Origin of the sequence: Streptomyces sp. Root1310 (assembly GCF_001426425.1) — a bacterium.
GTDB lineage: Bacteria > Actinomycetota > Actinomycetes > Streptomycetales > Streptomycetaceae > Streptomyces.
The window spans coordinates 147,873-169,903 of the sequence record NZ_LMEQ01000003.1 but is presented as its reverse complement, the minus strand read 5'-3'; the positions used below and the strand labels follow the sequence as shown (position 1 = coordinate 169,903).

The following is a 22,031-nucleotide window of genomic DNA, read 5'->3' as shown; positions in this document are numbered from 1 at the left end:
GGTCCGTCCGGCCGGCCGTAGGCTCGGGCCATGACCCGACCCGTCGTGCCGACCGACCCGCGGGACGAGGCCGACCGGGGGCGCGTCGCCCTCTGGCTCGACCCCGACGACCTGCGGTGGCTCGCCGAGCACTGCTGCTGCCCCGAGGACGCGTCGGAGGAGACCGTGGAACGCTGCCTGCGCCTGCGGTTCCGGGCGCGGGCGGCGCTGCACAAGAGCTGACAGGGCCCGGCCGTACGGGCCGGGCAGCAGGGTCCCGGGCGGGGAGGGATGGATACTGGACGCGTTATGGAAACCGTCATCCTTGCTGTAGTCATCGCCGTGGTCGTGCTCGGTGTGCTCGGCGGGCTCGTGGTCGGCAGCCGACGGAAGAAGTCGCTGCCCCCGCCGCCCCCCACCGCGCCCGACATCACCGCCCCTCCGGCCGAGCCGCACGTCGGCGACGAGGCCGAGACGCCGCGCGACGAACCGCGCCGCACGATAGAGGAGGTGGATCTTCCCGACGGCGGCTCGACCGGCACGGCCGTCGAGGAACCGCCCGTCGTCCCCCCTCTCGAGGTTCCCGAGCTCGAGATCCCGGAACCCACCGAGGGGCGGCTGGTCCGCCTCCGCGCCCGCCTGTCCCGCTCGCAGAACGCCCTGGGCAAGGGACTGCTCACGCTGCTCTCCCGCGAGCACCTCGACGAGGACACCTGGGAGGAGATCGAGGACACGCTGCTCACCGCCGACGTCGGCGTGCAGCCCACCCAGGAGCTGGTCGATCGGCTGCGCGAGCGCGTCCGGGTGCTCGGCACCCGCACCCCCGAGGAGCTGCGCAGCCTGCTGCGCGAGGAGCTGCTCACGCTGGTCGGCACCGAGGTCGACCGCACCGTGAAGACCGAGCCCGAGGAGCGCAAGCCGGGCATCGTGATGGTCGTCGGGGTCAACGGCACCGGCAAGACCACCACCACCGGCAAGCTCGCGCGCGTGCTCGTGGCCGACGGGCGGACCGTCGTCCTCGGCGCCGCCGACACCTTCCGTGCCGCCGCCGCCGACCAGCTCCAGACCTGGGGCGAGCGGGTCGGTGCGCACACCGTGCGGGGCCCCGAGGCGGGCGATCCCGCCTCCGTCGCGTTCGACGCGGTGAAGGAGGGCAAGGAGATGGGGGTGGACGTCGTCCTCATCGACACCGCGGGGCGGCTGCACACCAAGACCGGCCTCATGGACGAGCTCGGCAAGGTCAAGCGGGTCGTCGAGAAGCACGCGCCGCTCGACGAGGTGCTCCTGGTCCTCGACGCCACCACCGGGCAGAACGGTCTCGTCCAGGCCCGTGTCTTCGCCGAGGTCGTGAACATCACCGGCATCGTCCTGACCAAGCTGGACGGCACGGCGAAGGGCGGCATCGTGATCGCGGTCCAGCGCGAGCTGGGCGTCCCGGTCAAGCTGATCGGACTCGGCGAGGGCGCGGACGACCTGGCGCCCTTCGAGCCGGAGGCCTTCGTGGATGCCCTTATCGGCGACTGAGCGCCATCGGCCACCGCCCGCGGCGACCGGTCACCGAGGTCCCACGACGGCGAGAGGCCGGATCCACGAGAGCGGCGCCGGTCCGGACGCCGCACAACAGCAAGCGCCCGCCCCCAGGTGCAGTGGGAGCGGGCGCTCGGCTGTGGGCGCGCCGTACCGCTCAGGCGCGCGACCGGTGGGCCAGATAGGCCAGGGTGCCCAGCAGCAGGCGGGCCTCCGGCGGGCGGGTGGCCGAGTCCAGCGCGGGTGGGCGCAGCCAGCGCACCGGGCCGAGCCCGCCGCGGTCGGAGGGCGGGGCCGTGATGAAGCTGCCGGGGCCGAGGCCGCGCAGGTCCAGGGCGGTCGGGTCGTCCCAGCCCATGCGGTAGAGCAGCCCGGCCAGTCCGGCGGCGGCGCCGGGGGCGACGAAGAACTGGGTGCGGCCCCCGGGGGTGGCGGTGACCGGGCCGAGGGGGAGACCCATGCGCTCCAGCCGGACCAGGGCGCGAAGGCCGGCGGGCTCGGCGACGTCGAGCACGTCGAACGCGCGGCCGACGGGCAGCATGACCGCGGCGCCCGGGAACTCCGACCAGGTCCTGCTCACCTCGTCGAGCGTGGCCCCGGCGGGGACCCGGGGGGCGAACGGCAGGGGATGCGCGCCGGGTTCGCGGCAGTCGGAACGCCCGCACGAGCAGACGCCCGCCGCGGCCCGCGCGCCGGGCACCGCCTCCCAGCCCCACAGCCCCGTGAACTCGGCGACGGCGGTGCACTCGGACGAGCGACCGCGCCTGCGCGCGCCGGAGCGGATCTCGCGAATGCCGCCGATCGTGAAGCCCATGCCCCCTCCAACGGGTTCGACGCGCCGATGGTTACGCAGCGATCGTTCGTCGTGACTCTGTGTGCTTCCGCTTCCCGCCGGCCGCTCGATCCAGGCAGCGCCCGGAAGCGCTCCGGGTGGTGTGTCGGGTGGCGCGCGCCCCTGCGTGCTTCGCTCCGCCCACTTCCGGCCGTCCTATGTCAAGTGAATCGCGTACGAGCCACCGGGAGTTCATTCGAAGGGGTGGCGAATGGTGGCGTTTCCGGGATCCTCGTGGCCGGAGCCGTGATCGTAGGATTACTTTGAGTGTGCGGGTCCTGGAGGCACATGCGCTTGTGGGTATGCCGGAGGCAAGTCGGCTTTCCGTTCGAAGGGTGACAAGTACCGTACGGCAGGCGGTATTTACCGGCATTCTGATAAGGCTTGGCGCACTCAGTGACAAGTGGTCTCAGGGATGGGGGCGTTCCAGTGAGCGGCAACGGCGGAAGCGGAAACAACGCTGCGGGCGGAGACAAGCGCCCGAACGAGCTGCTCTCTTCGTGGTTCGTGCGCAGCGGCTGGTCGAAGGGCGAACTCGCCCGTCAAGTCAACCGCCGGGCACGCCAGTTGGGCGCCAACCACATCTCCACGGACACCTCGCGCGTGCGTCGCTGGCTGGACGGCGAGAACCCCCGCGAGCCCATCCCGAGGATCCTGTCCGAGCTGTTCTCCGAGCGGTTCGGCTGTGTCGTCTCCGTGGAGGACCTCGGGCTGCGGGCCGCGCGCCAGGCGCCCTCCGTGACCGGCGTCGACCTGCCGTGGACGGCCCCGCAGACGGTGGCCCAGCTCAGCGAGTTCTCCCGCAGCGACCTGATGCTGGCGCGGCGCGGGTTCCTCGGGACCTCGCTCGCCCTGTGCGCGGGCCCGTCCCTGATCGAGCCCATGCAGCGCTGGCTCGTCCCCTCGCCGCCCGCCCCGATCGAGGAACCGGACTCGGTCCCGACCAGCCGGGCCCGCGGCCGGCTCTCCCGGCCCGAGCTGGACCTGCTGGAGTCCACCACCGTGATGTTCCGGCAGTGGGACGCCCAGTGCGGCGGCGGGCTGCGCCGCAAGGCGGTCGTCGGGCAGCTGCACGAGGTGACGGACCTCCTCCAGGAGCCGCAGCCCGAGTCCACCGCGCGGAGGCTGTTCAAGGTCGCCGCCGAACTGGCGGAGCTCGCGGGCTGGATGAGCTACGACGTGGGGCTCCAGCCCACCGCGCAGAAGTACTTCGTGCTCGCCCTGCACGCGGCGAAGGAGGCAGGCGACCGGCCGCTCGGCAGTTACGTGCTGTCCAGCATGAGCCGCCAGATGATCCACCTCGGCAGGCCCGAGGACGCCCTGGAACTGATCCACCTCGCGCAGTACGGCAGCCGGGACTGCGCGAGCCCGCGCACCCAGTCCATGCTGTATGCGATGGAGGCCCGCGCCTACGCCAACATGGGGCAGCCCGGCCGGTGCAAACGGGCGGTGCGGATGGCCGAGGACACCTTCGCCGAGTCGGACGAGTGGGACGAGCCTGACCCCGACTGGATCCGCTTCTTCTCCGAGGCCGAGCTCTACGGCGAGAACAGCCACTCGTTCCGCGACCTCGCCTATGTCGCCGGCCGCAGCCCCACCTACGCCTCGCTGGCCGAGCCCCTGATGCGCAAGGCCGTGCAGCTGTTCGCGGGCGACCACGACCACCAGCGGTCGTATGTGCTGAACCTGATCGGGATGGCCACGGTGCACCTCCTCCAGCGCGAGCCCGAGCACAGCGCCACCCTCGCCACCCAGGCCATGAAGGAGGCCAAGAAGGTGCGCTCCGAGCGCGTCAACACTCGTATCCGAAAGACGGTCGACAGCGCCGTACGCGATTTCGGTGATCTTTCCGAGGTCGTGGACCTGACCGAGCGCCTCACGATCGAGCTGCCGGAGACCGCCGAAGCGGTCTGATCCCGCTGCTCCACCGAGCAGAACCCCGGAACTCCGGCCGCGGCCGGCCCTCCCGAACTGCCCGACTCGGCTCCCCCATGCCAGGTCATTCGGAAGGCCGCCCGCGGCCGGTTTATTGCGTTCTCCGAAGGTTGCGCCACGATAACGATCCATTCGGCGAACATCAGCCAGTTCATCGAGGCGTAACGCACGAGGCGCCTTCGTCACCGCGGCGAAACAACGAGGGGCGTCCACCGAAACCGCGCTGCGCGAATCTCATGGCGCATAACCGGCCCACCCCTCACGACCCGCTCTGGCTTCGCCCGCACGGGGCCGTACCTACGACGAGGAGACGCCGATGGCAGCAGCCATCACGCTTGCGGCGGACGCACCCACGCTGTCGTCCGCGAACACAGGCTTCATGCTCATCTGTTCCGCCCTGGTGCTGATCATGACCCCGGGCCTCGCCTTCTTCTACGGAGGCATGGTCCGCGTCAAGAGCACGCTCAACATGCTGATGATGAGCTTCATCAGCATCGGCATCGTCACCATCCTGTGGGTGTTGTACGGCTTCTCCCTCGCTTTCGGCACCGACTCCGGCAGCCTCATCGGCTGGAACTCCGACTGGGTCGGTCTCAGCAACATCGGCCTGACGGAGCTGTGGGACGGCTACACCATCCCGATCTTCGTGTTCATGGTCTTCCAGATGATGTTCGCGATCATCACGCCCGCCCTGATAAGCGGTGCGCTGGCCGACCGCGTCAAGTTCTCCGCGTGGGCGCTGTTCGTCGCCCTGTGGGCCACGGTCGTCTACTTCCCGGTCGCGCACTGGGTCTGGGGCGCCGGCGGCTGGGCCTTCGAGCTGGGTGTCATCGACTTCGCCGGTGGTACGGCGGTGCACATCAACGCCGGTGCCGCGGCCCTCGGCGTGATCCTCGTCATCGGCAAGCGCGTCGGGTTCAAGAAGGACCCGATGCGCCCGCACAGCCTGCCGCTGGTCATGCTCGGCGCCGGTCTGCTGTGGTTCGGCTGGTTCGGCTTCAACGCCGGCTCGTGGCTCGGCAACGACGACGGCGTCGGCGCGCTGATGTTCGTCAACACGCAGGTCGCCACCGCCGCCGCCATGCTGGCCTGGCTCGCCTACGAGAAGATCCGGCACGGCGCGTTCACCACGCTGGGCGCCGCCTCCGGTGCGGTCGCCGGTCTGGTCGCCATCACGCCCTCGGGTGGTGCGGTCACCCCGCTCGGCGCGATCGCCGTCGGTGCCATCGCCGGTCTGCTGTGCGCCATGGCCGTCGGCCTGAAGTACAAGTTCGGCTACGACGACTCCCTCGACGTCGTCGGCGTCCACCTGGTCGGCGGTGTCGTCGGCTCCCTGCTGATCGGCTTCTTCGCCAGCGGCAAGGGCCAGTCCACGGCGACCGGCGTCTTCTACGGCGACCACTCCTTCGACCAGCTGTGGAAGCAGTGCGCCGGTGTCTTCGCGGTCCTCGGCTACTCGCTGGTGGTCTCCGCGATCCTCGCCTTCCTCCTCGACAAGACCATCGGCATGCGGGTCTCCGAGGACGACGAGGTGGCCGGCATCGACCAGGCCGAGCACGCCGAGACCGCATACGACTTCAGCGGGGCCGGCGGCGGCGCCGCCCGCACGACCGCCCTCCCGACCGCGGTCACCGACGCGAGCAAGAAGGTGGACGCATGAAGCTCATCACCGCCGTCGTGAAGCCCCACCGGCTCGACGAGATCAAGGAAGCCCTTCAGGCCTTCGGCGTCCACGGCCTGACGGTCACCGAGGCCAGCGGTTACGGTCGTCAGCGGGGACACACCGAGGTCTACCGCGGCGCCGAGTACACGGTCGACCTCGTTCCCAAGATCCGCATCGAGGTGCTGGCCGAGGACGACGACGCCGAGCAGCTGATCGACGTCATCGTCAAGGCGGCCCGTACGGGCAAGATCGGTGACGGCAAGGTCTGGTCCCTCCCGGTCGAGACGGCCGTACGGGTCCGCACCGGCGAGCGCGGCCCGGACGCGCTCTGACGGCAGAACAGAACAGGAGTCGCTGGGTGACGAGTACGGACGTGCGCAAGGATGCAGAGGACTCGGGACCCAGCGGCTACGCGGCGGCCCGGCTGCGCCTCCTCACCGAGGGGGCGCGGTCCGGGCCGCCGCGCCGTTCCGCCCTCGCCGAACTGACCGACGACTGGCTGTCGGGGCTCTTCACGGCCGGCACCGAGGACCTGAAGGGCGTGTCCCTGGTCGCCGTCGGCGGCTACGGCCGGGGCGAGCTGTCCCCGCGCAGCGACCTGGACCTCCTCCTGCTGCACGACGGCGCCGACCCCAAGGCGGTCGCCGCCCTCGCCGACCGGCTCTGGTACCCCGTGTGGGACCTGGGCCTCGCTCTGGACCACTCCGTCCGCACCCCGGCCGAGGCCCGCAAGACCGCCGGGGAGGACCTCAAGGTCCAGCTCGGCCTCCTCGACGCCCGCCACCTCGCCGGCGACCCCGGTCTGACGGCCGGACTGCGTACGGCCGTCCTCGCCGACTGGCGCAACCAGGCGCCCAAGCGACTCCCCGAGCTCCAGGAACTCTGCGTCGAGCGCGCCGAACGCCAGGGCGAGCTCCAGTACCTGCTGGAGCCGGACCTGAAGGAGGCCCGGGGCGGGCTGCGGGACGCCACCGCGCTGCGGGCCGTCGCCGCCTCCTGGCTGGCCGACGCGCCCCGCGAGGGCCTCGACGACGCCCGGCGCCGGCTCCTCGACGTGCGGGACGCCCTGCACCTGGCCACCGGCCGGGCCACCGACCGGCTGGCCCTCCAGGAACAGGACCAGGTGGCCGCCGAGCTGGGCCTGCTGGACGCCGACACGCTGCTGCGGCAGGTGTACGAGGCGGCCCGCGTCATCTCGTACGCGAGTGATGTCACCTGGCGCGAAGTGGGGCGCGTGCTGCGGTCACGCGCCGTGCGGCCTCGACTGCGCGCCATGCTGGGCGGCGGCGCCAAGCCCGCCGCCGAACGGTCCCCGCTGGCCGAAGGCGTGGTGGAGCAGGACGGCGAGGTGGTGCTCGCCCGTGCCGCACGCCCCGAACGCGACCCCGTGCTCCCCCTGCGCGCCGCGGCCGCCGCCGCGCAGGCCGGTCTCCCGCTCTCCCTGCATGCCGTCCGGCGCCTCGCCGCCACCGTGCGCCCGCTGCCCACGCCCTGGCCCGCCGAGGCCCGCGAGCAGCTCGTGACACTGCTCGGCTCGGGTCAGCCCACCATCGAGGTCTGGGAGGCGCTGGAGGCCGAGGGCCTGATCACGCGGCTGCTGCCCGACTGGGAGCGGGTGCGCTGCCGCCCGCAGCGCAACGCCGTGCACATCTGGACCGTCGACCGGCACCTCATCGAGACCGCCGTCCGCGCCTCCGAGTTCACCCGCCGGGTCAGCCGCCCCGACCTGCTGCTGGTCTCCGCGCTGCTGCACGACATCGGCAAGGGATGGCCCGGCGACCACTCGGTCGCGGGCGAGATCATCGCCAAGGACGTCGCCGCCCGGATCGGCTTCGACCGCGCCGACGTCGCCGTCCTCTCCACGCTCGTACGGCATCACCTGCTGCTGATCGAGACGGCCACCCGGCGTGACCTGGAGGATCCGGCCACGGTCCGCTCGGTCGCCGAAGCGGTCGGCTCACAGAGCACCCTGGAGCTGCTGCACGCGCTCACCGAGGCGGACGCGCTGGCCACCGGCCCCGCCGCCTGGTCGTCCTGGCGGGGTTCGCTCGTGGCGGACCTGGTCAAGCGGGTGGCGGCGGTGCTCGCCGGGGACGCGCCGGACGAACCCGCCGTCGCCGCGCCCACCGCCGAGCAGGAACGGCTCGCCATCGAGGCGGTCGCCACCGGCGGCCCGGTGCTGGCCCTGCGCGCCCAGACCGAGCTCCCCGCGGAGGACGGACCCGCGGACGACCCCGAGCCGCTCGGCGTGGAACTGCTCATCGCCGTCCCCGACCAGGGGGGCGTGCTGCCCGCCGTGGCCGGTGTCCTCGCCGTGCACCGGCTGACCGTCCGCACCGCCGAGCTGCGCGCCCTGGACCTGCCGACCGGCGTCGAGGGCTCCGTCCTGCTGCTGAACTGGCGGGTCGCCGCCGAGTACGGCTCCCTGCCGCAGGCGGCCCGGCTGCGCGCCGACCTCGTACGCGCCCTGGACGGCTCGCTGGACATCGCCGGACGGCTCGCGGAGCGGGACGCCGCCTACCCCCGCCGCAGGGGCGTGGTCGCGCCTCCGCCGCGGGTGACGGTGGCCCCGGCGGCCTCCCGGCACGCCACGGTCATCGAGGTGCGCGCCCAGGACGCGCCGGGGCTGCTGCACCGGATCGGCCAGGCCCTGGAGGACGCGGGGCTGCGGGTCCGCAGCATGCACGTCTCGACCCTCGGCGCGAACGCCGTGGACGCGTTCTACGTCACCGGAGCGGACGGCGCGCCCCTGCCCGCCGACGAGGCCGCCTCCGTCACCCGCAAGCTGGAGGAGACACTGCGGGCGTGACCGTGTGCCGCGCGGCACACGTCCCCGCCCGCTGATTGCAGCAGGCGGGGACGAATGTCTTGCGCGGCCGGATACCCTGGAAGACGCTCAGACTGCCCCCGACTCCGAGGACCGACGCCGCCGTGTTCGATACTCTCTCCGATCGCCTTTCAGCGACCTTCAAGAACTTGCGCGGCAAGGGGCGCTTGAGCGAAGCGGACATCGACGCCACGGCGCGCGAGATCCGCATCGCACTCCTCGAAGCGGACGTGGCCCTGCCGGTCGTCCGCACGTTCATCAAGAACGTCAAGGAACGCGCTCTCGGCGCCGATGTCTCCAAGGCGCTGAACCCCGCCCAGCAGGTCCTGAAGATCGTCAACGAGGAACTCGTCACGATCCTCGGCGGCGAGACCAGGCGGCTGCGGTTCGCCAAGCAGCCGCCGACCGTGATCATGCTCGCCGGTCTCCAGGGCGCCGGTAAGACCACCCTCGCCGGCAAGCTCGGCCGCTGGCTGAAGGAGCAGGGCCACTCGCCGCTGCTCGTCGCCTGTGACCTCCAGCGCCCCAACGCCGTCAACCAGCTCAGCGTCGTCGCCGAGCGCGCCGGCGTGGCCGTGTACGCCCCGCAGCCCGGAAACGGGGTGGGCGACCCGGTCCAGGTCGCCAAGGACTCCATCGAGTTCGCGAGGACCAAGGTCCACGACATCGTGATCGTGGACACCGCCGGCCGCCTCGGCATCGACGCCGAGCTGATGCGGCAGGCCGCGGACATCCGCGACGCCGTCTCGCCCGACGAGATCCTCTTCGTCGTCGACGCGATGATCGGTCAGGACGCCGTCAACACGGCCGAGGCCTTCCGCGACGGCGTCGGCTTCGACGGTGTCGTGCTGTCGAAGCTCGACGGCGACGCCCGCGGTGGCGCGGCCCTGTCGATCGCCTCGGTGACCGGCAAGCCGATCATGTTCGCGTCGAACGGCGAGAAGCTCGACGAGTTCGACGCCTTCCATCCCGACCGGATGGCCTCCCGCATCCTCGACATGGGTGACCTGCTCACCCTGATCGAGCAGGCGGAGAAGACGTTCAGTCAGGAAGAGGCCGAGAAAATGGCCTCCAAGCTGGCGTCCAAGAAGGGCCAGGACTTCACCCTGGACGACTTCCTGGCCCAGATGGAGCAGGTCCGGAAGATGGGCAGCATCAGCAAGCTGCTCGGCATGCTGCCCGGCATGGGCCAGATCAAGGACCAGATCGCCAACCTCGACGAGCGGGACGTCGACCGGACGGCCGCGATCATCAAGTCGATGACCCCCGCCGAGCGCCACGAGCCGACGATCATCAACGGCTCGCGCCGCGCCCGTATCGCCAAGGGTTCCGGCGTCGAGGTCAGCGCGGTGAAGGGCCTGGTCGAGCGGTTCTTCGAGGCCCGCAAGATGATGTCCCGGATGGCCCAGGGCGGCGGCATGCCCGGGATGCCGGGGGTGCCGGGCATGGGTGGCGGCGCCGGCCGCCAGAAGAAGCAGCCGAAGCAGGCCAAGGGCAAGCAGCGCTCCGGCAACCCCATGAAGCGCAAGCAGCAGGAGCTGGAGGAGGCCCGGCGCCGCGAGGCCCAGGCCCAGGGCGGCAACGCGCTCGGGCTGCCGCAGCAGGGCGCCCAGGACTTCGAGCTGCCGGACGAGTTCAAGAAGTTCATGGGCTGACGGCCCGTCGGGCCCGGCTCGGCGCCGAGCCGGGCCCGTCCGTACACCGTGTGGGGCGCTCTTCCGTTCGCGGAGGGGCGCCCCACACGGCGTACGGACGGGAAGCGGCCGCACGCGGGCGGGCGGACGCGCACCGGCGTCACACGGCCGGAGAGGGCCCACGGGGAGGCGTGGTCCTCACAGGACGCGGGAGACTCAGGGAGTCCGCGCGATCAGGTACCGGAACACGTTCGGCATCCACACCGTCCCGTCCGGGCGCCGGTAGGGGTGCAGCACCTCGGTCAGTTCCTTGTCGACCTGCGCCTGGTCCGTGGCCGCGACCGCCGCGTCGAACAGCCCGGTGGACAGCAGGCCCTTGAGGGCGCTCTCCACGTCGGCGTACCCGAAGGGACAGGCCACCCGCCCCGAGCCGTCCGGCCTCAGACCGGCCCGCCCGGCGACCTCCTCCAGGTCGTCGCGCAGCGCCGGGCGCAGCCGGACCGTGCCGCCGCGCAGCGGCTCGGCCAGCTTGGTCGCGATCCGCAACACCGCGGAGGTGGCGCAGCGTTCCGGCGGACCCCAGCCGACGAGCACCACCGGCGCCCCGCGCGCGGCGAGCGGGGTCGTGGCCGCGAGCAGACCGGCGAGCCCGTCCGCGTCGCCCGCGAGGCACCCGATCGGCTCGAACGCGGTCACCAGGTCGTACGCGCGCGTGCCCGGGCCGGCCGTGTCCTTCGGTAACCGGTCCGTGAGGCGGATGCCACCACCGTCCCCGCGCGCGCCCGCGGCCCGCTCCCCGGCCTCCTTCGACAGCAGGCGCTCGCGCGCGAGGGCCAGCCGTTCGGGTGAGGAGGGTTCGACGCCGGTGAGGGCCGCCGCGCCCCTGGAGGCCGCCATCAGCAGGGCGAGCCCCGAGCCGCAGCCGAGGGCGAGGAGCCTGGTGCCGGGCCCCACGTCCAGTCGCTCGTAGACGGCCTCGTAGAGCGGGACCAGCATCCGCTCCTGGATCTCCGACCAGTCACGCGCGCGTGCACCCGGGTCCGCGCGGGGCGTCGGCCCCGCGAGTGGCAGGTGCTGCCGCACGAGCGTAGGTGTCATGGATAAGCGCCCCAATCCGCCGAGAGTTGCCGCAGTAACCGATCAGGTGGCCCCCGTGCAGTGCGCTCGCACTTCCCCCGTATGCCAGGTAACTCCCCGTACGCGGCGGCGTCCAGAGGTCTCGGGCCCCCGCTTGTGCGCCGGCTGTGCCTGTGGCGAGAATTCACATTCCGGCAACTTGGGGCCGTACCATCGCGCCATGGCTAAGGCTCCCGTTCTCACGCCGCGGGCGGACGACTTCCCGCGCTGGTACCAGGATCTGATCAACAAGGCGGAACTGGCCGACAACGGACCGGTGCGCGGCACCATGGTGATCCGACCGTACGGTTACGGACTGTGGGAGCGGATGCAGGCGGAGATGGACGCCCGCATCAAGGGGACGGGCACCGAGAACGCGTACTTCCCGCTGCTGATCCCGCAGTCCTACCTCACCCGCGAGGCGGACCATGTCGAGGGATTCGCGCCGGAGTTGGCCGTGGTGACGCACGGGGGCGGCAAGGAGCTGGAGGAGCCGGCGGTCGTCCGGCCCACCTCCGAGACCATCGTCAACGAGTACTTCTCCAAGTGGGTGCAGAGCTACCGCGATCTGCCCCTGCTGATCAACCAGTGGGCCAACGTGGTCCGTTGGGAGCTGCGGCCCCGTCTCTTCCTGCGCACCTCCGAGTTCCTCTGGCAGGAGGGGCACACCGCGCACGCAACGTACGAGGAGGCCCGCGACTTCGCCGCGCGCATCCAGCGCGAGGTCTACGGCGACTTCCTGGAGAACGTCCTCGCGATCGACTTCGTCTCCGGCCGCAAGACGGTCAAGGAGCGCTTCGCGGGCGCCGTCAACACCCTCACCCTCGAGAGCATGATGGGCGACGGCAAGGCCCTCCAGATGGTCACCAGCCATGAGCTGGGCCAGAACTTCGCCAAGGCCTTCAACACCCGGTACCTGTCGAAGGAGGGCACCCAGGAACTGGTCTGGCAGACCTCCTGGGGCTCGACGACCCGCATGATCGGCGCCCTGGTGATGACCCACGGCGACGACGACGGGCTGCGGGTGCCGCCGCGGCTGGCGCAGGTCCAGGTGGTCGTCCTCGCGATCAAGGGCGACGAGGCGGTTCTGGCCAAGGTCCGCGAGCTGGGCGACCGGCTGAGGGCGGCGGGGTTCCGCGTCCGGGTGGACGACCGCACCGACGTCCCGTTCGGGCGGCGCGCGGTCGACTGGGAGCTCAAGGGCGTGCCCGTCCGCGTCGAGATCGGGCCCCGTGACCTGGAGAACGGCACCGCGATGCTGGCCCGGCGCATCCCGGGAGGCAAGGAGCCGGTGGCGATCGACGCGATCGAGGCCCTGCTGCCCGCCGTCCTGGAGGAGGACCAGGCGCTGCTGCTGCGGCAGTCCCGTGAGCGCCGCGAATCCCGCACGACGGACGTCTCGACGATCGAGGAGGCGGCCGAGGCGGCCGCCGCCGGCGGCTGGGCGCGCATCCCGTGGGCGACCCTCGGCGAAGAAGGCGAGGCCAGGCTGGCCGAGCAGTCGCTGACCGTACGCTGTCTGATCGCGGAGGACGGGTCGGTGCCGGACGACGGGGACGCGCCCGGTAACGTCGCGATCGTCGCGCGCGCTTACTGAGACGGCGCCCTCCGCTCGCGAGAGCGACCGAAACGTCTCTTGCGCCCCTGCGGAACATCCCTACCCCGGCGTGCGGACATCGTCTACGCGCCGGGTCGTACGTGGGCCTACGCACCAGCTTGGTAGGAGCTGTGAGGCTTCTCCGCAGATCAGCGCACCCGCCCTCGTCAGGACGCATCAGCGGCAACTGACGGGTACGTGCAAATTATTTGGGATGGCCCGGAATCGGAACACAGGGGCACCCCCGCTCGTTGTCATTACGTGAGCACGACACAGACACCACCTGTTCTCGCCGCAGAGCTGGCAGAGGCGTGGGCCGACATTCAGCGGTACCACCCCGAACTGCCGGATCTTGCCGCGCCAGAGTCCCTGATCGGGGAGTCGTCGTCCGCCTGCGGTCACGAGCTCTCCTTCGAGCGACTGCTTCACGAGGCAGTCCATGGCATCGCCGCCGCCCGCGGCGTGCGCGACACCTCCCGCGCCGGCCGCTACCACAACCGCAGATTCCTCGCGATCGCCGAGGAGCTGGGGCTGGATCACCCCGAGGAGCCCCACCCGAGCAGCGGTTTCTCCCTGGTCACGCTCAACCCCGAGGCCAAGCGGCGCTACCGCCCGACGATCGAGCGTCTCCAGCGGGCCCTCAAGGCCCATCTGGCGGCCACCTCCTCCGACACCACCCGCAGCTTCCGCGGTCCGGCGGCCCGGCACGGTTCCTCCGGCGGCGGAGTCCGCGTCAAGGCCGTGTGCGACTGCGGCCGCAACGTGCGGGTCGTCCCGTCGGTCCTGGCCCAGGCGCCGATCGTGTGCGGGGGCTGCGGCAAGCCGTTCCGGATCCCGGAGATCGCGGGCGCGGCCTAGGCACGTGCCGTCATGCACCGGCATCTCGTGGCTGCCGGTTCAGCGTGATGCGGGGGGCCGTCGCAGGCGGCGCCCCGCAGGCGCCGGGCGTTCCTCCCGCATGCCCGGAAACCACCCGCGGCCGGAAGGGACCCGCGTGGTGTGGCACAATGGCTAGCTGTACTCGACAGTCGCACAGGACCCCTCTCTCCTCCGGCTGACGCGTCCATCGGGCACTCGGGTACCGCAACCCCACGCGGCCATCTCGCCGTGCCCAACCACGTCAAGACCAGGAGACACCACTTCCGTGGCAGTCAAGATCAAGCTGAAGCGTCTGGGCAAGATCCGCGCGCCTCACTACCGCATCGTCGTCGCCGACTCCCGCACCCGTCGTGACGGTCGTGCGATCGAGGAGATCGGCAAGTACCAGCCGACGTACCACCCGTCGATCATCGAGGTCGACGCCGACCGCGTGGCGTACTGGCTGGGTGTCGGCGCGCAGCCGACCGAGCCGGTGCTCGCCATTCTGAAGAAGACCGGCGACTGGCAGAAGTTCAAGGGCGAGCCCGCCCCGGCGCCGCTGCTCGTCGCCGAGCCGAAGAAGGCTCGCCCCGTGTTCGAGGCCCTCGGTGGCGACGACTCGGGCAAGGGTGAGGCCATCACCCAGAAGAAGAAGGCTGAGAAGAAGGACGAGGCTGCCGCCGAGTCCGAGTCGACCGAGGCCTGAGCAGCATGCTCGAAGAGGCGCTTGAGCACCTCGTGAAGGGCATTGTCGACAACCCCGACGATGTGCAGGTCGCCTCGCGCAACCTGCGCCGCGGGCGGGTGCTCGAGGTCCGGGTCCACCCCGACGACCTCGGCAAGGTGATCGGTCGCAACGGCCGCACCGCACGCGCTCTGCGCACCGTCGTGGGCGCCATCGGCGGCCGTGGCGTCCGCGTCGACCTCGTCGACGTGGATCACGTCCGCTGACGCGTTTCGCAGCACCGGCTCGGGCCGGGGAGGGCCACTGGCCGTCCCCGGCCCGTAGTCGTTACGGCAGTCGTGACGACAGGTACGACAGGTACGACAGGAGATCTTCAGAAGTGCAGCTCGTAGTCGCGCGGATCGGCCGCGCCCACGGCATCAAGGGCGAGGTCACCGTCGAGGTACGCACCGACGAGCCGGAGCAGCGGCTCGCGCCCGGCGCCGTCCTGGCCACGGACCCGGCCTCGACCGGCCCGCTGACCATCGAGACCGGCCGCGTCCACAGTGGTCGTCTCCTCCTGCGCTTCGAAGGGGTGCGGGACCGCACCGCCGCCGAAGCCCTGCGCAACACCCTCCTGATCGCCGAGATCGATCCCGCGGAGCTGCCCGAGGAGGAGGACGAGTACTACGACCACCAGCTGATGGACCTGGACGTGGTCACGAAGGACGGCCTCGAGGTCGGCCGGATCACCGAGATCTCGCATCTGCCCTCCCAGGACCTCTTCATCGTCGAGCGGCCCGACGGCAACGAGGTGATGATCCCCTTCGTCGAGGCGATCGTGACCGAGATCGACCTCGAGGAGCAGCGGGCCGTCATCGACCCGCCGCCCGGTCTGATCGACGACCGGGCCGAGATCGTGTCGGCGCGGGACGAGGGCGCGGCTGAGGACGCCGACGCGCACGAGGGCACGGACGAGGGCGCGGCTGAGGGCACCGACGCGGACGGGGACCGGCCGTAATGCGCCTCGACGTCGTCACGATCTTCCCCGAGTACCTCGACCCGCTGAACGTCTCCCTCGTCGGCAAGGCACGCGCGCGTGGCCGGCTGGACGTACAGGTGCACGACCTGCGGGAGTGGACGTACGACCGGCACAACACGGTCGACGACACCCCCTACGGCGGCGGACCCGGCATGGTCATGAAGACCGACCCCTGGGGTGACGCCCTCGACACCGTCCTGGCCGACGGCTACGAGCGGGGCTCGCACGCGCCCGCGATCGTCGTGCCGACCCCCAGCGGCCGGCCCTTCACCCAGGAACTCGCGGTCGAGCTCTCCGAGCGCCCCTGGCTGATCTTCACCCCGGCCCGCTACGAGGGCATCGACCGGCGGGTCATCGACGAGTACGCCACGCGGATACCCGTCTACGAGGTGTCCATCGGCGACTACGTCCTGGCCGGCGGGGAGGCCGCCGTCCTGGTCGTCACCGAGGCGGTGGCACGCCTCCTGCCCGGCGTGCTCGGCAACGCGGAGTCCCACCGTGACGACTCGTTCGCCCCCGGCGCCATGGCGAACCTGCTGGAGGGCCCCGTCTACACCAAGCCGCCCGCCTGGCGCGGCCGGGGGATCCCCGAGGTTCTGCTCAGCGGCCACCACGGCAAGATCGCCCGCTGGCGCCGGGACGAGGCCCTGCGGCGCACGACGGCCAACCGGCCCGACCTGATCGAGCGCTGCGAGCCGAAGACCTTCGACAAGAAGGACCGCGAGATGCTCTCCATCCTGGGCTGGACGCCCGATCCGGAGGGTGCGCCGTACGGTCGATTTTGGCGCAGGACCGACGGCGTGGAAGAATAGGCCGCTGTTGTGCGCCGTCCGGTGTGCGCCCCTGCCACAGGGGGACACGACGCCCGCCTCGACGGGCACACGGCACTCACTCTTCGAACACCTAGTTCCGTTGATGACCTGTGGCATCAGCGAAGAAAGCAGACGAAATGTCTCACCTGCTCGACTCAGTCGACGCCGCGTCGCTGCGCAGCGACGTCCCGGCCTTCCGCCCGGGTGACACCGTCAACGTGCACGTCCGCGTCATCGAGGGCAACCGCTCCCGTGTGCAGCAGTTCAAGGGCGTAGTCATCCGCCGCCAGGGCGCCGGTGTCCGCGAGACCTTCACGGTCCGCAAGGTCTCCTTCTCCGTCGGCGTCGAGCGCACCTTCCCGGTGCACACCCCGATCGTCGAGAAGATCGAGCTCGTCACCCGCGGTGACGTGCGTCGCGCCAAGCTCTACTACCTGCGCGAGCTGCGCGGCAAGGCCGCGAAGATCAAGGAGAAGCGCGACAACTGAGTGCCTTCAGGGGTTCATAGAGCGGCCGGATAGCATCTGGCCCCGATGGACACCGAAGCTCAGCCGACGACGGAGCGCGACCGCTCCTCCCATCCTTCCGTTCCCGCGGACGTCTCCCAGGAGACCCCGGAGGCGGAAGGACCGGAGGAACGGTCGCGTTTCGCGTTGGCGGGGCGGATCACGGGACGGATCACGGAGTGGCTCCCGGGCGGCCGGATCAGTCTGACCCTGCTGATCTGCCTGCTGTTTTTGCTGGTCCTCAACGCTTTCGTGGCGCAACCGTTCCAGATTCCCAGCGGATCCATGGAAAACGGATTGAGGATCGGCGACCGCGTTCTCGTAAATAAGTTGGCGTACCGTTTCGGTGCCGAGCCGCGGCGCGGCGATGTCGTCGTGTTCGACGGCGCCGGGTACTTCGGGAACTCCGACTACATCAAGCGCGTCGTGGGTGTAGGGGGAGATCACGTGGTCTGCTGCGACAAGGAGGGGAGGATCAAGGTGAACGGCCGGTCGGTCGACGAGTCGACGTTCCTGTATCCCGGCGACGGTGCGTCCTCGGTGGACTTCGACGTGGTCGTGCCCGAGGGCACCCTGTTCGTCCTCGGTGACCACCGCAGCAACTCCAGGGACTCCCGGGACCACCTCGGTTCACCGGGCGGCGGCATGATCCCCGTCGGCCGTGTGATCGGCCGCGCCGACTGGATCCTCTGGCCGTACGCGCATCTCACCCGTCTGCCCCGCCCGAGCGCCTACGCGCGCGTGCCCGGCGCGGAGGGTGCCCATGGGTAACCGCGGCAAGCCGCGCGGCATCCCCACCAGCGCCGCGGACAACCTGCTGCCCACCGGCGCCCGGCGTACCTCCAGCTCGGGCAGCGGTCGCACGCGCGCGGAGCGGCGCAAGCTCCAGCGCAAGGTCAAGCGCAAGCGCAGGCGCTCGGCCGTCCGCGAGATACCGCTGCTGGTCGGTGTCGCCGTCCTGATCGCCCTGGTCCTGAAGACCTTCCTGGTCCAGGCCTTCGTGATCCCGTCCGGCTCCATGGAGCAGACGATCCGGATCGGCGACCGTGTCCTGGTCGACAAGTTCACCCCGTGGTTCGGCTCCAAGCCCGAGCGCGGGGACGTCGTCGTCTTCAAGGACCCCGGCGGCTGGCTCAACGACGAGCAGACCACCACCAAGAAGGAGGACCCGGTCGTCGTCAAGCAGATCAAGGAAGGGCTCACCTTCATCGGTCTGCTGCCGTCCGACAACGAGAAGGACCTCATCAAGCGTGTCGTCGGGGTGGGCGGCGACCGCGTCGTGTGCTGTGACACGCAGGGGCGGGTCACCGTCAACGGCGTGCCCCTGGAGGAGGGGGCGTATCTGTATCCCGGAAACGAACCCTCCAGCACGTCGTTCGACATCACCGTCCCCCAGGGGCGGCTGTGGGTGATGGGCGACCACCGTGCCAACTCCGCCGACTCCCGGGCCCACCAGAACACCGACTACGGCGGCACCGTCTCGGAGGACGAGGTGGTGGGGCGGGCCATGGTCATCGCCTGGCCGCTGGGGCACTGGGTCCGTCTCAAGGAACCGCAAACTTTCGCATCCGTGACCGGCTCGGCCGCCACGACGACCGCGTCCGCCGAGCTGTCGCATAGGGTTGCCCCCGGCGATCCGAACGGATCGGTTCGACAACTCCCGAGCCCTGCGGAACTCCCGCTCGTTATGGGAGTGGTGGGCCTGCGTCGTACGTGGAGCAGGCAGCGGCACAGAGTGAGGAGTTGGCGTGGGGGATGTGGCGGTTGGCGCACGGTCCGGGCACGACGGCGAGGAGCACCGCGGTCATCCGGTGGAAGCCGCCGACCCGGCTTCCGACAGCGCCGTGACCTCCGGGAGTGACCCGGCGGCGGGCGGCGACGGCCCGCCGGCGGACGAGCCGCCCCGGAGCGGTGGCGAAGGGTCCGGCGGCCCGGCCCCGAAGCCGAAGAAGCCCCGCTCCTTCTGGAAGGAGCTCCCGATCCTGATCGGTATCGCGCTCGTCCTCGCGCTGCTGATCAAGACGTTCCTCGTGCAGGCGTTCTCCATCCCGTCCGCCTCGATGGAGAACACCCTCAAGGAGGGCGACCGGGTCCTGGTCGACAAGCTGACCCCCTGGTTCGGTTCCGAGCCGGAGCGCGGCGAGGTCGTCGTCTTCCACGACCCCGACAACTGGCTGGCCGGTGAGGCCACCGCCGACCCGAACGCCTTCCAGACCGTTCTCAGCTGGATCGGCCTGATGCCGTCCGCCGAGGAGAAGGACCTGATCAAGCGGGTCATCGGGGTCGGCGGCGACACCGTTTCGTGCAAGGGTACGGGTCCGCTCACGGTCAACGGCAAGGCGCTGAACGAGGCGTCGTACGTGTATCCCGGCAACACCCCGTGCAGCCAGGACGACCAGGGCGGCCAGTTCACCGTGAAGGTCCCCAAGGGCTTCATCTGGGTCATGGGCGACCACCGTCAGAACTCGCGCGACTCGCGCTACAACCAGTCGGACAAGAACCACGGCATGGTCCCCGTCGACCAGGTCGTCGGCCGTGCCGTCGTCAAGGCCTGGCCGCTCACCCGCTGGGGCACGCTGCCGGTGCCGGACACCTTCGACCAGGACGGCCTGAGCACCCAGTCCGCGGGATCCGCGGCGCTGACGGTCGCCCCGCAGGGCCTCGCCCTGGTCGGCGTCGCCCCCGTCGTCCTGTGGCGTCGCCGGCGCACGGAGGACTCCGCGGCCCGCTGACCTTCCGGCCTCCGCGCGGCCACCACTCGGCAAACCCTTTCCCAAGCTTGTGACCAAGGCGCGGGAAGTCCGGGGAAGAAGGGCTGACCCGGTTCGGTACCGCCGGGTAGGGTGCGGATCCATGGGTGGCGAGAGCACTACGCGTACGGCCCCGCACAGTGGCGGCGGCACCAACAGTGGCCCGGTGGGCAGCCGGACCGGACAGCGTCTGTCCGGACTGGCCGTCGCACTGGGCCTCGTGCTGTTCCTCGGCGGCTTCGGATGGGGAGCCCTGCTCTACCGGCCGTACACCGTGCCCACCAGCTCCATGAGCCCGACGATCGCCGCGGGCGACCGGGTGCTGGCCCAGCGCATCGACGGCGACGAGGTGCGCCGCGGGGATGTCGTCGTCTTCACCGACAAGACCTGGGCGAGCAACGCGCCGGTGGTCAAGCGGGTCGTCGCGGTCGGCGGGGACACGGTCGCCTGCTGCACCGCAGGCAAGCTGACCGTCAACGGCAAGGAGATCGAGGAACCGTATCTGCCCGCCGGCAGCCTCGCCGAGAACAAGAACATCCCGACCGTGAAGGTCCCGGAGGGCCGGCTCTTCCTGCTCGGCGACGAGCGCGAGGGTTCCCTGGACTCCACCGCCCACCTCACGGACGCGGCGCAGGGCACGGTCGCGCGCAGCGCCGTCGCGGCCCGGGTCGACGCCGTCGTCTGGCCCATGAACGGCATGCTGGAGCGCCCCACGGGCTTCAAGACGCTCGGCGCCCTCTCCCGGCCGGGTCCGCTGGGCACCATCGGCTGGCTGATCGTCGCCGGTGGTGTGCTGGTCCTCGGTGGGGCCGCGTACGGCCCGATCGCCAAGCGGACGTCCGGCCGCCGCGCCCGGCCGGAGGCGGCCGGTGCCCGCTGAGAGCACGGGCGAGCCGACGGGCGCGGGCGTCGACTCGTACGAGGCGGGCGTCGACTCGTACGAGGGCGGGCTGCGCAAGGTGGCCCGGGTCGTCCTCCTCGACCCGCGGGACCGCATCCTGCTGCTGCACGGCCATGAACCGGACGACCCGGCCGACAACTGGTGGTTCACCCCGGGCGGTGGTGTGGAGGGCGACGAGACCCGTGAGGAGGCGGCTCTGCGGGAACTCGTCGAGGAGACCGGCATCACCGAGGTGGAACTCGGCCCGGTGCTGTGGCGGCGGATGTGCTCCTTCCCCTTCGCGGGCCGCCGCTGGGACCAGGACGAGTGGTACTACCTGGCCCGTACGACGGTGACGGCGACCCGTGCCACGGCCCTGACCGAGCTGGAGCGGCGCAGCGTCGCCGGAGCGCGTTGGTGGACCTGTGAGGAACTGACGCGGGCACATGAGACGGTGTACCCGACCAGACTCGCCGAGCTGCTGAGCAGGCTGCTCGACGAAGGTCCTCCGGCCGGACCCGTAACCCTGGACACGGAAATCGTCTAGAGGCACACGGGACTGGCGCACAATGGGGAGATCGCACGGCTGAAGGGGAACATGCCATGAGCGCCGAGGACCTCGAGAAGTACGAGACCGAGATGGAGCTGAAGCTCTACCGGGAGTACCGCGATGTCGTCGGTCTGTTCAAATACGTGATCGAGACCGAGCGGCGGTTCTACCTCACCAACGACTACGAGATGCAGGTGCACTCGGTCCAGGGCGAGGTGTTCTTCGAGGTGTCGATGGCGGACGCCTGGGTGTGGGACATGTACCGGCCGGCCCGGTTCGTGAAGCAGGTACGCGTGCTCACTTTCAAGGACGTGAACATCGAGGAGCTCAACAAGAGCGACCTGGAACTTCCCGGGAGCTGAGTTCCCGCAGGGGAGCGCTCGTGCGGGTGACGGGGTTATCCACAGCCCCGGGGTTGTCCACCAAGATCTTTTTCGTGGTGGCGGACGCGTGACCGTGGGTGCCGGAGGTGGTGCCCACATGAACACGCACACGGATCTGGCCCGAGGCGCACTCGGCAGGTACGGCGAGGAACTGGCCGCACGGCGGCTGGTCGAGGCCGGGATGACGGTCCTGGAGCGCAACTGGCGCTGCGGCAGGACCGGTGAGATCGACATCGTCGCCCGGGACGGTGACGTCCTGGTCGTCTGCGAGGTGAAGACCCGCAGCGGCGGCGGATTCCAGCACCCGATGGCATCGGTGACTCCGGAGAAGGCCGAGCGCCTGCGCGGTCTGGCCGAACGGTGGATCCAGGCGCACGGAGGCGCCCCGCCGGGCGGCGTCCGCATCGATCTGGTCGGCGTCGTCCTGCCCCGCCGCGGCGCGGCGGTCGTCGAGCACGCGCGGGGGGTGGCCTGAG

General features: G+C 70.9%; 23 protein-coding genes. 21 read left to right on the top strand and 2 right to left on the bottom strand.

The window, feature by feature from the left end; all coding sequences use genetic code 11:
- Window positions 1–30 precede the first annotated feature (30 nt).
- Together ASD48_RS11805 and ftsY are read left to right on the top strand one after the other, a co-directional pair.
- Window positions 31–222 (top strand): hypothetical protein, encoded by a 192-nt coding sequence (locus tag ASD48_RS11805; RefSeq protein WP_057601509.1) that lies wholly within the window; start codon window positions 31–33, stop codon window positions 220–222.
- Between the two features lie 66 nt (window positions 223–288).
- Complete coding sequence (ftsY, locus tag ASD48_RS11800; protein WP_057601508.1) at window positions 289–1,503, top strand: signal recognition particle-docking protein FtsY; 1,215 nt, start codon at window positions 289–291, stop codon at window positions 1,501–1,503.
- A gap of 160 nt (window positions 1,504–1,663) precedes the next feature.
- Here the strand turns inward: ftsY and ASD48_RS11795 are convergent, their stop codons facing one another.
- Window positions 1,664–2,320 carry a bifunctional DNA primase/polymerase gene (locus ASD48_RS11795; protein WP_057601507.1) on the bottom strand — a complete coding sequence of 219 codons (657 nt, stop codon included), beginning with the start codon at window positions 2,318–2,320 and terminating at the stop codon, window positions 1,664–1,666.
- Between the two features lie 447 nt (window positions 2,321–2,767).
- Between ASD48_RS11795 and ASD48_RS11790 the strand changes: the two genes are divergently transcribed.
- The 5 genes from ASD48_RS11790 (at window position 2,768) to ffh (ending at window position 10,418) form a co-directional block, all read left to right on the top strand.
- The gene (locus tag ASD48_RS11790) at window positions 2,768–4,252 is read left to right on the top strand and encodes a hypothetical protein (RefSeq protein WP_057601506.1); all 1,485 of its coding nucleotides are present in this window, start codon (window positions 2,768–2,770) and stop codon (window positions 4,250–4,252) included.
- Window positions 4,253–4,589: 337 nt separating this feature from the next.
- Entirely contained in the window at window positions 4,590–5,933 is a 1,344-nt protein-coding gene (locus ASD48_RS11785; RefSeq protein WP_057601505.1) for an ammonium transporter, read from the top strand.
- Window positions 5,930–6,268 (top strand): P-II family nitrogen regulator, encoded by a 339-nt coding sequence (locus tag ASD48_RS11780; protein WP_003997576.1) that lies wholly within the window; start codon window positions 5,930–5,932, stop codon window positions 6,266–6,268. Before ASD48_RS11785 ends, ASD48_RS11780 begins: the two co-directional genes overlap by 4 nt.
- 26 nt (window positions 6,269–6,294) lie before the next feature.
- On the top strand, window positions 6,295–8,745 hold the full coding sequence (locus ASD48_RS11775; RefSeq protein ID WP_057601504.1) for a [protein-PII] uridylyltransferase: 2,451 nt from the start codon (window positions 6,295–6,297) through the stop codon (window positions 8,743–8,745).
- Between the two features lie 122 nt (window positions 8,746–8,867).
- The gene (ffh, locus tag ASD48_RS11770; protein WP_057601503.1) at window positions 8,868–10,418 is read left to right on the top strand and encodes a signal recognition particle protein; all 1,551 of its coding nucleotides are present in this window, start codon (window positions 8,868–8,870) and stop codon (window positions 10,416–10,418) included.
- A 195-nt stretch (window positions 10,419–10,613) separates the two neighbouring features.
- On the opposite strand, the gene ASD48_RS11765 is transcribed toward ffh, so the two are convergent.
- Entirely contained in the window at window positions 10,614–11,495 is an 882-nt protein-coding gene (locus ASD48_RS11765; protein ID WP_079073730.1) for an SAM-dependent methyltransferase, read from the bottom strand.
- A 199-nt stretch (window positions 11,496–11,694) separates the two neighbouring features.
- Here ASD48_RS11765 and proS point away from each other — a divergent pair, with 199 nt between their 5' ends.
- The 14 genes from proS (at window position 11,695) to ASD48_RS11695 (ending at window position 22,030) form a co-directional block, all read left to right on the top strand.
- Window positions 11,695–13,110 carry a proline--tRNA ligase gene (gene proS, locus ASD48_RS11760; protein ID WP_057601501.1) on the top strand — a complete coding sequence of 472 codons (1,416 nt, stop codon included), beginning with the start codon at window positions 11,695–11,697 and terminating at the stop codon, window positions 13,108–13,110.
- A 261-nt stretch (window positions 13,111–13,371) separates the two neighbouring features.
- Window positions 13,372–13,968 (top strand): hypothetical protein, encoded by a 597-nt coding sequence (locus ASD48_RS11755; RefSeq protein WP_028806665.1) that lies wholly within the window; start codon window positions 13,372–13,374, stop codon window positions 13,966–13,968.
- Window positions 13,969–14,254: 286 nt separating this feature from the next.
- Window positions 14,255–14,674 (top strand): 30S ribosomal protein S16, encoded by a 420-nt coding sequence (gene rpsP / locus ASD48_RS11750; RefSeq protein ID WP_054239730.1) that lies wholly within the window; start codon window positions 14,255–14,257, stop codon window positions 14,672–14,674.
- A 5-nt stretch (window positions 14,675–14,679) separates the two neighbouring features.
- Window positions 14,680–14,919, top strand: a complete 240-nt coding sequence (locus tag ASD48_RS11745) for an RNA-binding protein (RefSeq protein WP_003973401.1) — start codon at window positions 14,680–14,682, stop codon at window positions 14,917–14,919.
- A gap of 113 nt (window positions 14,920–15,032) precedes the next feature.
- Window positions 15,033–15,653 (top strand): ribosome maturation factor RimM, encoded by a 621-nt coding sequence (gene rimM / locus ASD48_RS11740; RefSeq protein ID WP_057601500.1) that lies wholly within the window; start codon window positions 15,033–15,035, stop codon window positions 15,651–15,653.
- Window positions 15,653–16,486: a tRNA (guanosine(37)-N1)-methyltransferase TrmD gene (gene trmD, locus ASD48_RS11735; RefSeq protein ID WP_057601499.1), complete on the top strand. Its 834-nt coding sequence runs from the start codon at window positions 15,653–15,655 to the stop codon at window positions 16,484–16,486. Before rimM ends, trmD begins: the two co-directional genes overlap by 1 nt.
- A 137-nt stretch (window positions 16,487–16,623) precedes the next feature.
- Entirely contained in the window at window positions 16,624–16,974 is a 351-nt protein-coding gene (gene rplS, locus ASD48_RS11730; protein ID WP_020128707.1) for a 50S ribosomal protein L19, read from the top strand.
- Window positions 16,975–17,019: 45 nt separating this feature from the next.
- Window positions 17,020–17,763, top strand: coding sequence for a signal peptidase I (lepB, locus tag ASD48_RS11725; protein WP_057601498.1), 744 nt, complete (start codon window positions 17,020–17,022; stop codon window positions 17,761–17,763).
- Window positions 17,756–18,853: a signal peptidase I gene (gene lepB / locus ASD48_RS11720; protein WP_057601497.1), complete on the top strand. Its 1,098-nt coding sequence runs from the start codon at window positions 17,756–17,758 to the stop codon at window positions 18,851–18,853. Before lepB (ASD48_RS11725) ends, lepB (ASD48_RS11720) begins: the two co-directional genes overlap by 8 nt.
- Entirely contained in the window at window positions 18,741–19,724 is a 984-nt protein-coding gene (lepB, locus tag ASD48_RS11715; RefSeq protein WP_079073729.1) for a signal peptidase I, read from the top strand. The genes lepB (ASD48_RS11720) and lepB (ASD48_RS11715) overlap by 113 nt, the downstream gene beginning before the upstream one ends.
- 121 nt (window positions 19,725–19,845) lie before the next feature.
- Window positions 19,846–20,622 carry a signal peptidase I gene (gene lepB, locus ASD48_RS11710; protein ID WP_057601495.1) on the top strand — a complete coding sequence of 259 codons (777 nt, stop codon included), beginning with the start codon at window positions 19,846–19,848 and terminating at the stop codon, window positions 20,620–20,622.
- A gap of 70 nt (window positions 20,623–20,692) precedes the next feature.
- Window positions 20,693–21,169 carry an NUDIX hydrolase gene (locus ASD48_RS11705; RefSeq protein ID WP_057601642.1) on the top strand — a complete coding sequence of 159 codons (477 nt, stop codon included), beginning with the start codon at window positions 20,693–20,695 and terminating at the stop codon, window positions 21,167–21,169.
- A gap of 56 nt (window positions 21,170–21,225) precedes the next feature.
- Complete coding sequence (locus ASD48_RS11700; protein ID WP_005311352.1) at window positions 21,226–21,534, top strand: DUF2469 domain-containing protein; 309 nt, start codon at window positions 21,226–21,228, stop codon at window positions 21,532–21,534.
- A gap of 118 nt (window positions 21,535–21,652) precedes the next feature.
- Entirely contained in the window at window positions 21,653–22,030 is a 378-nt protein-coding gene (locus ASD48_RS11695) for a YraN family protein (protein ID WP_020128701.1), read from the top strand.
- Window position 22,031: the final 1 nt, after the last annotated feature.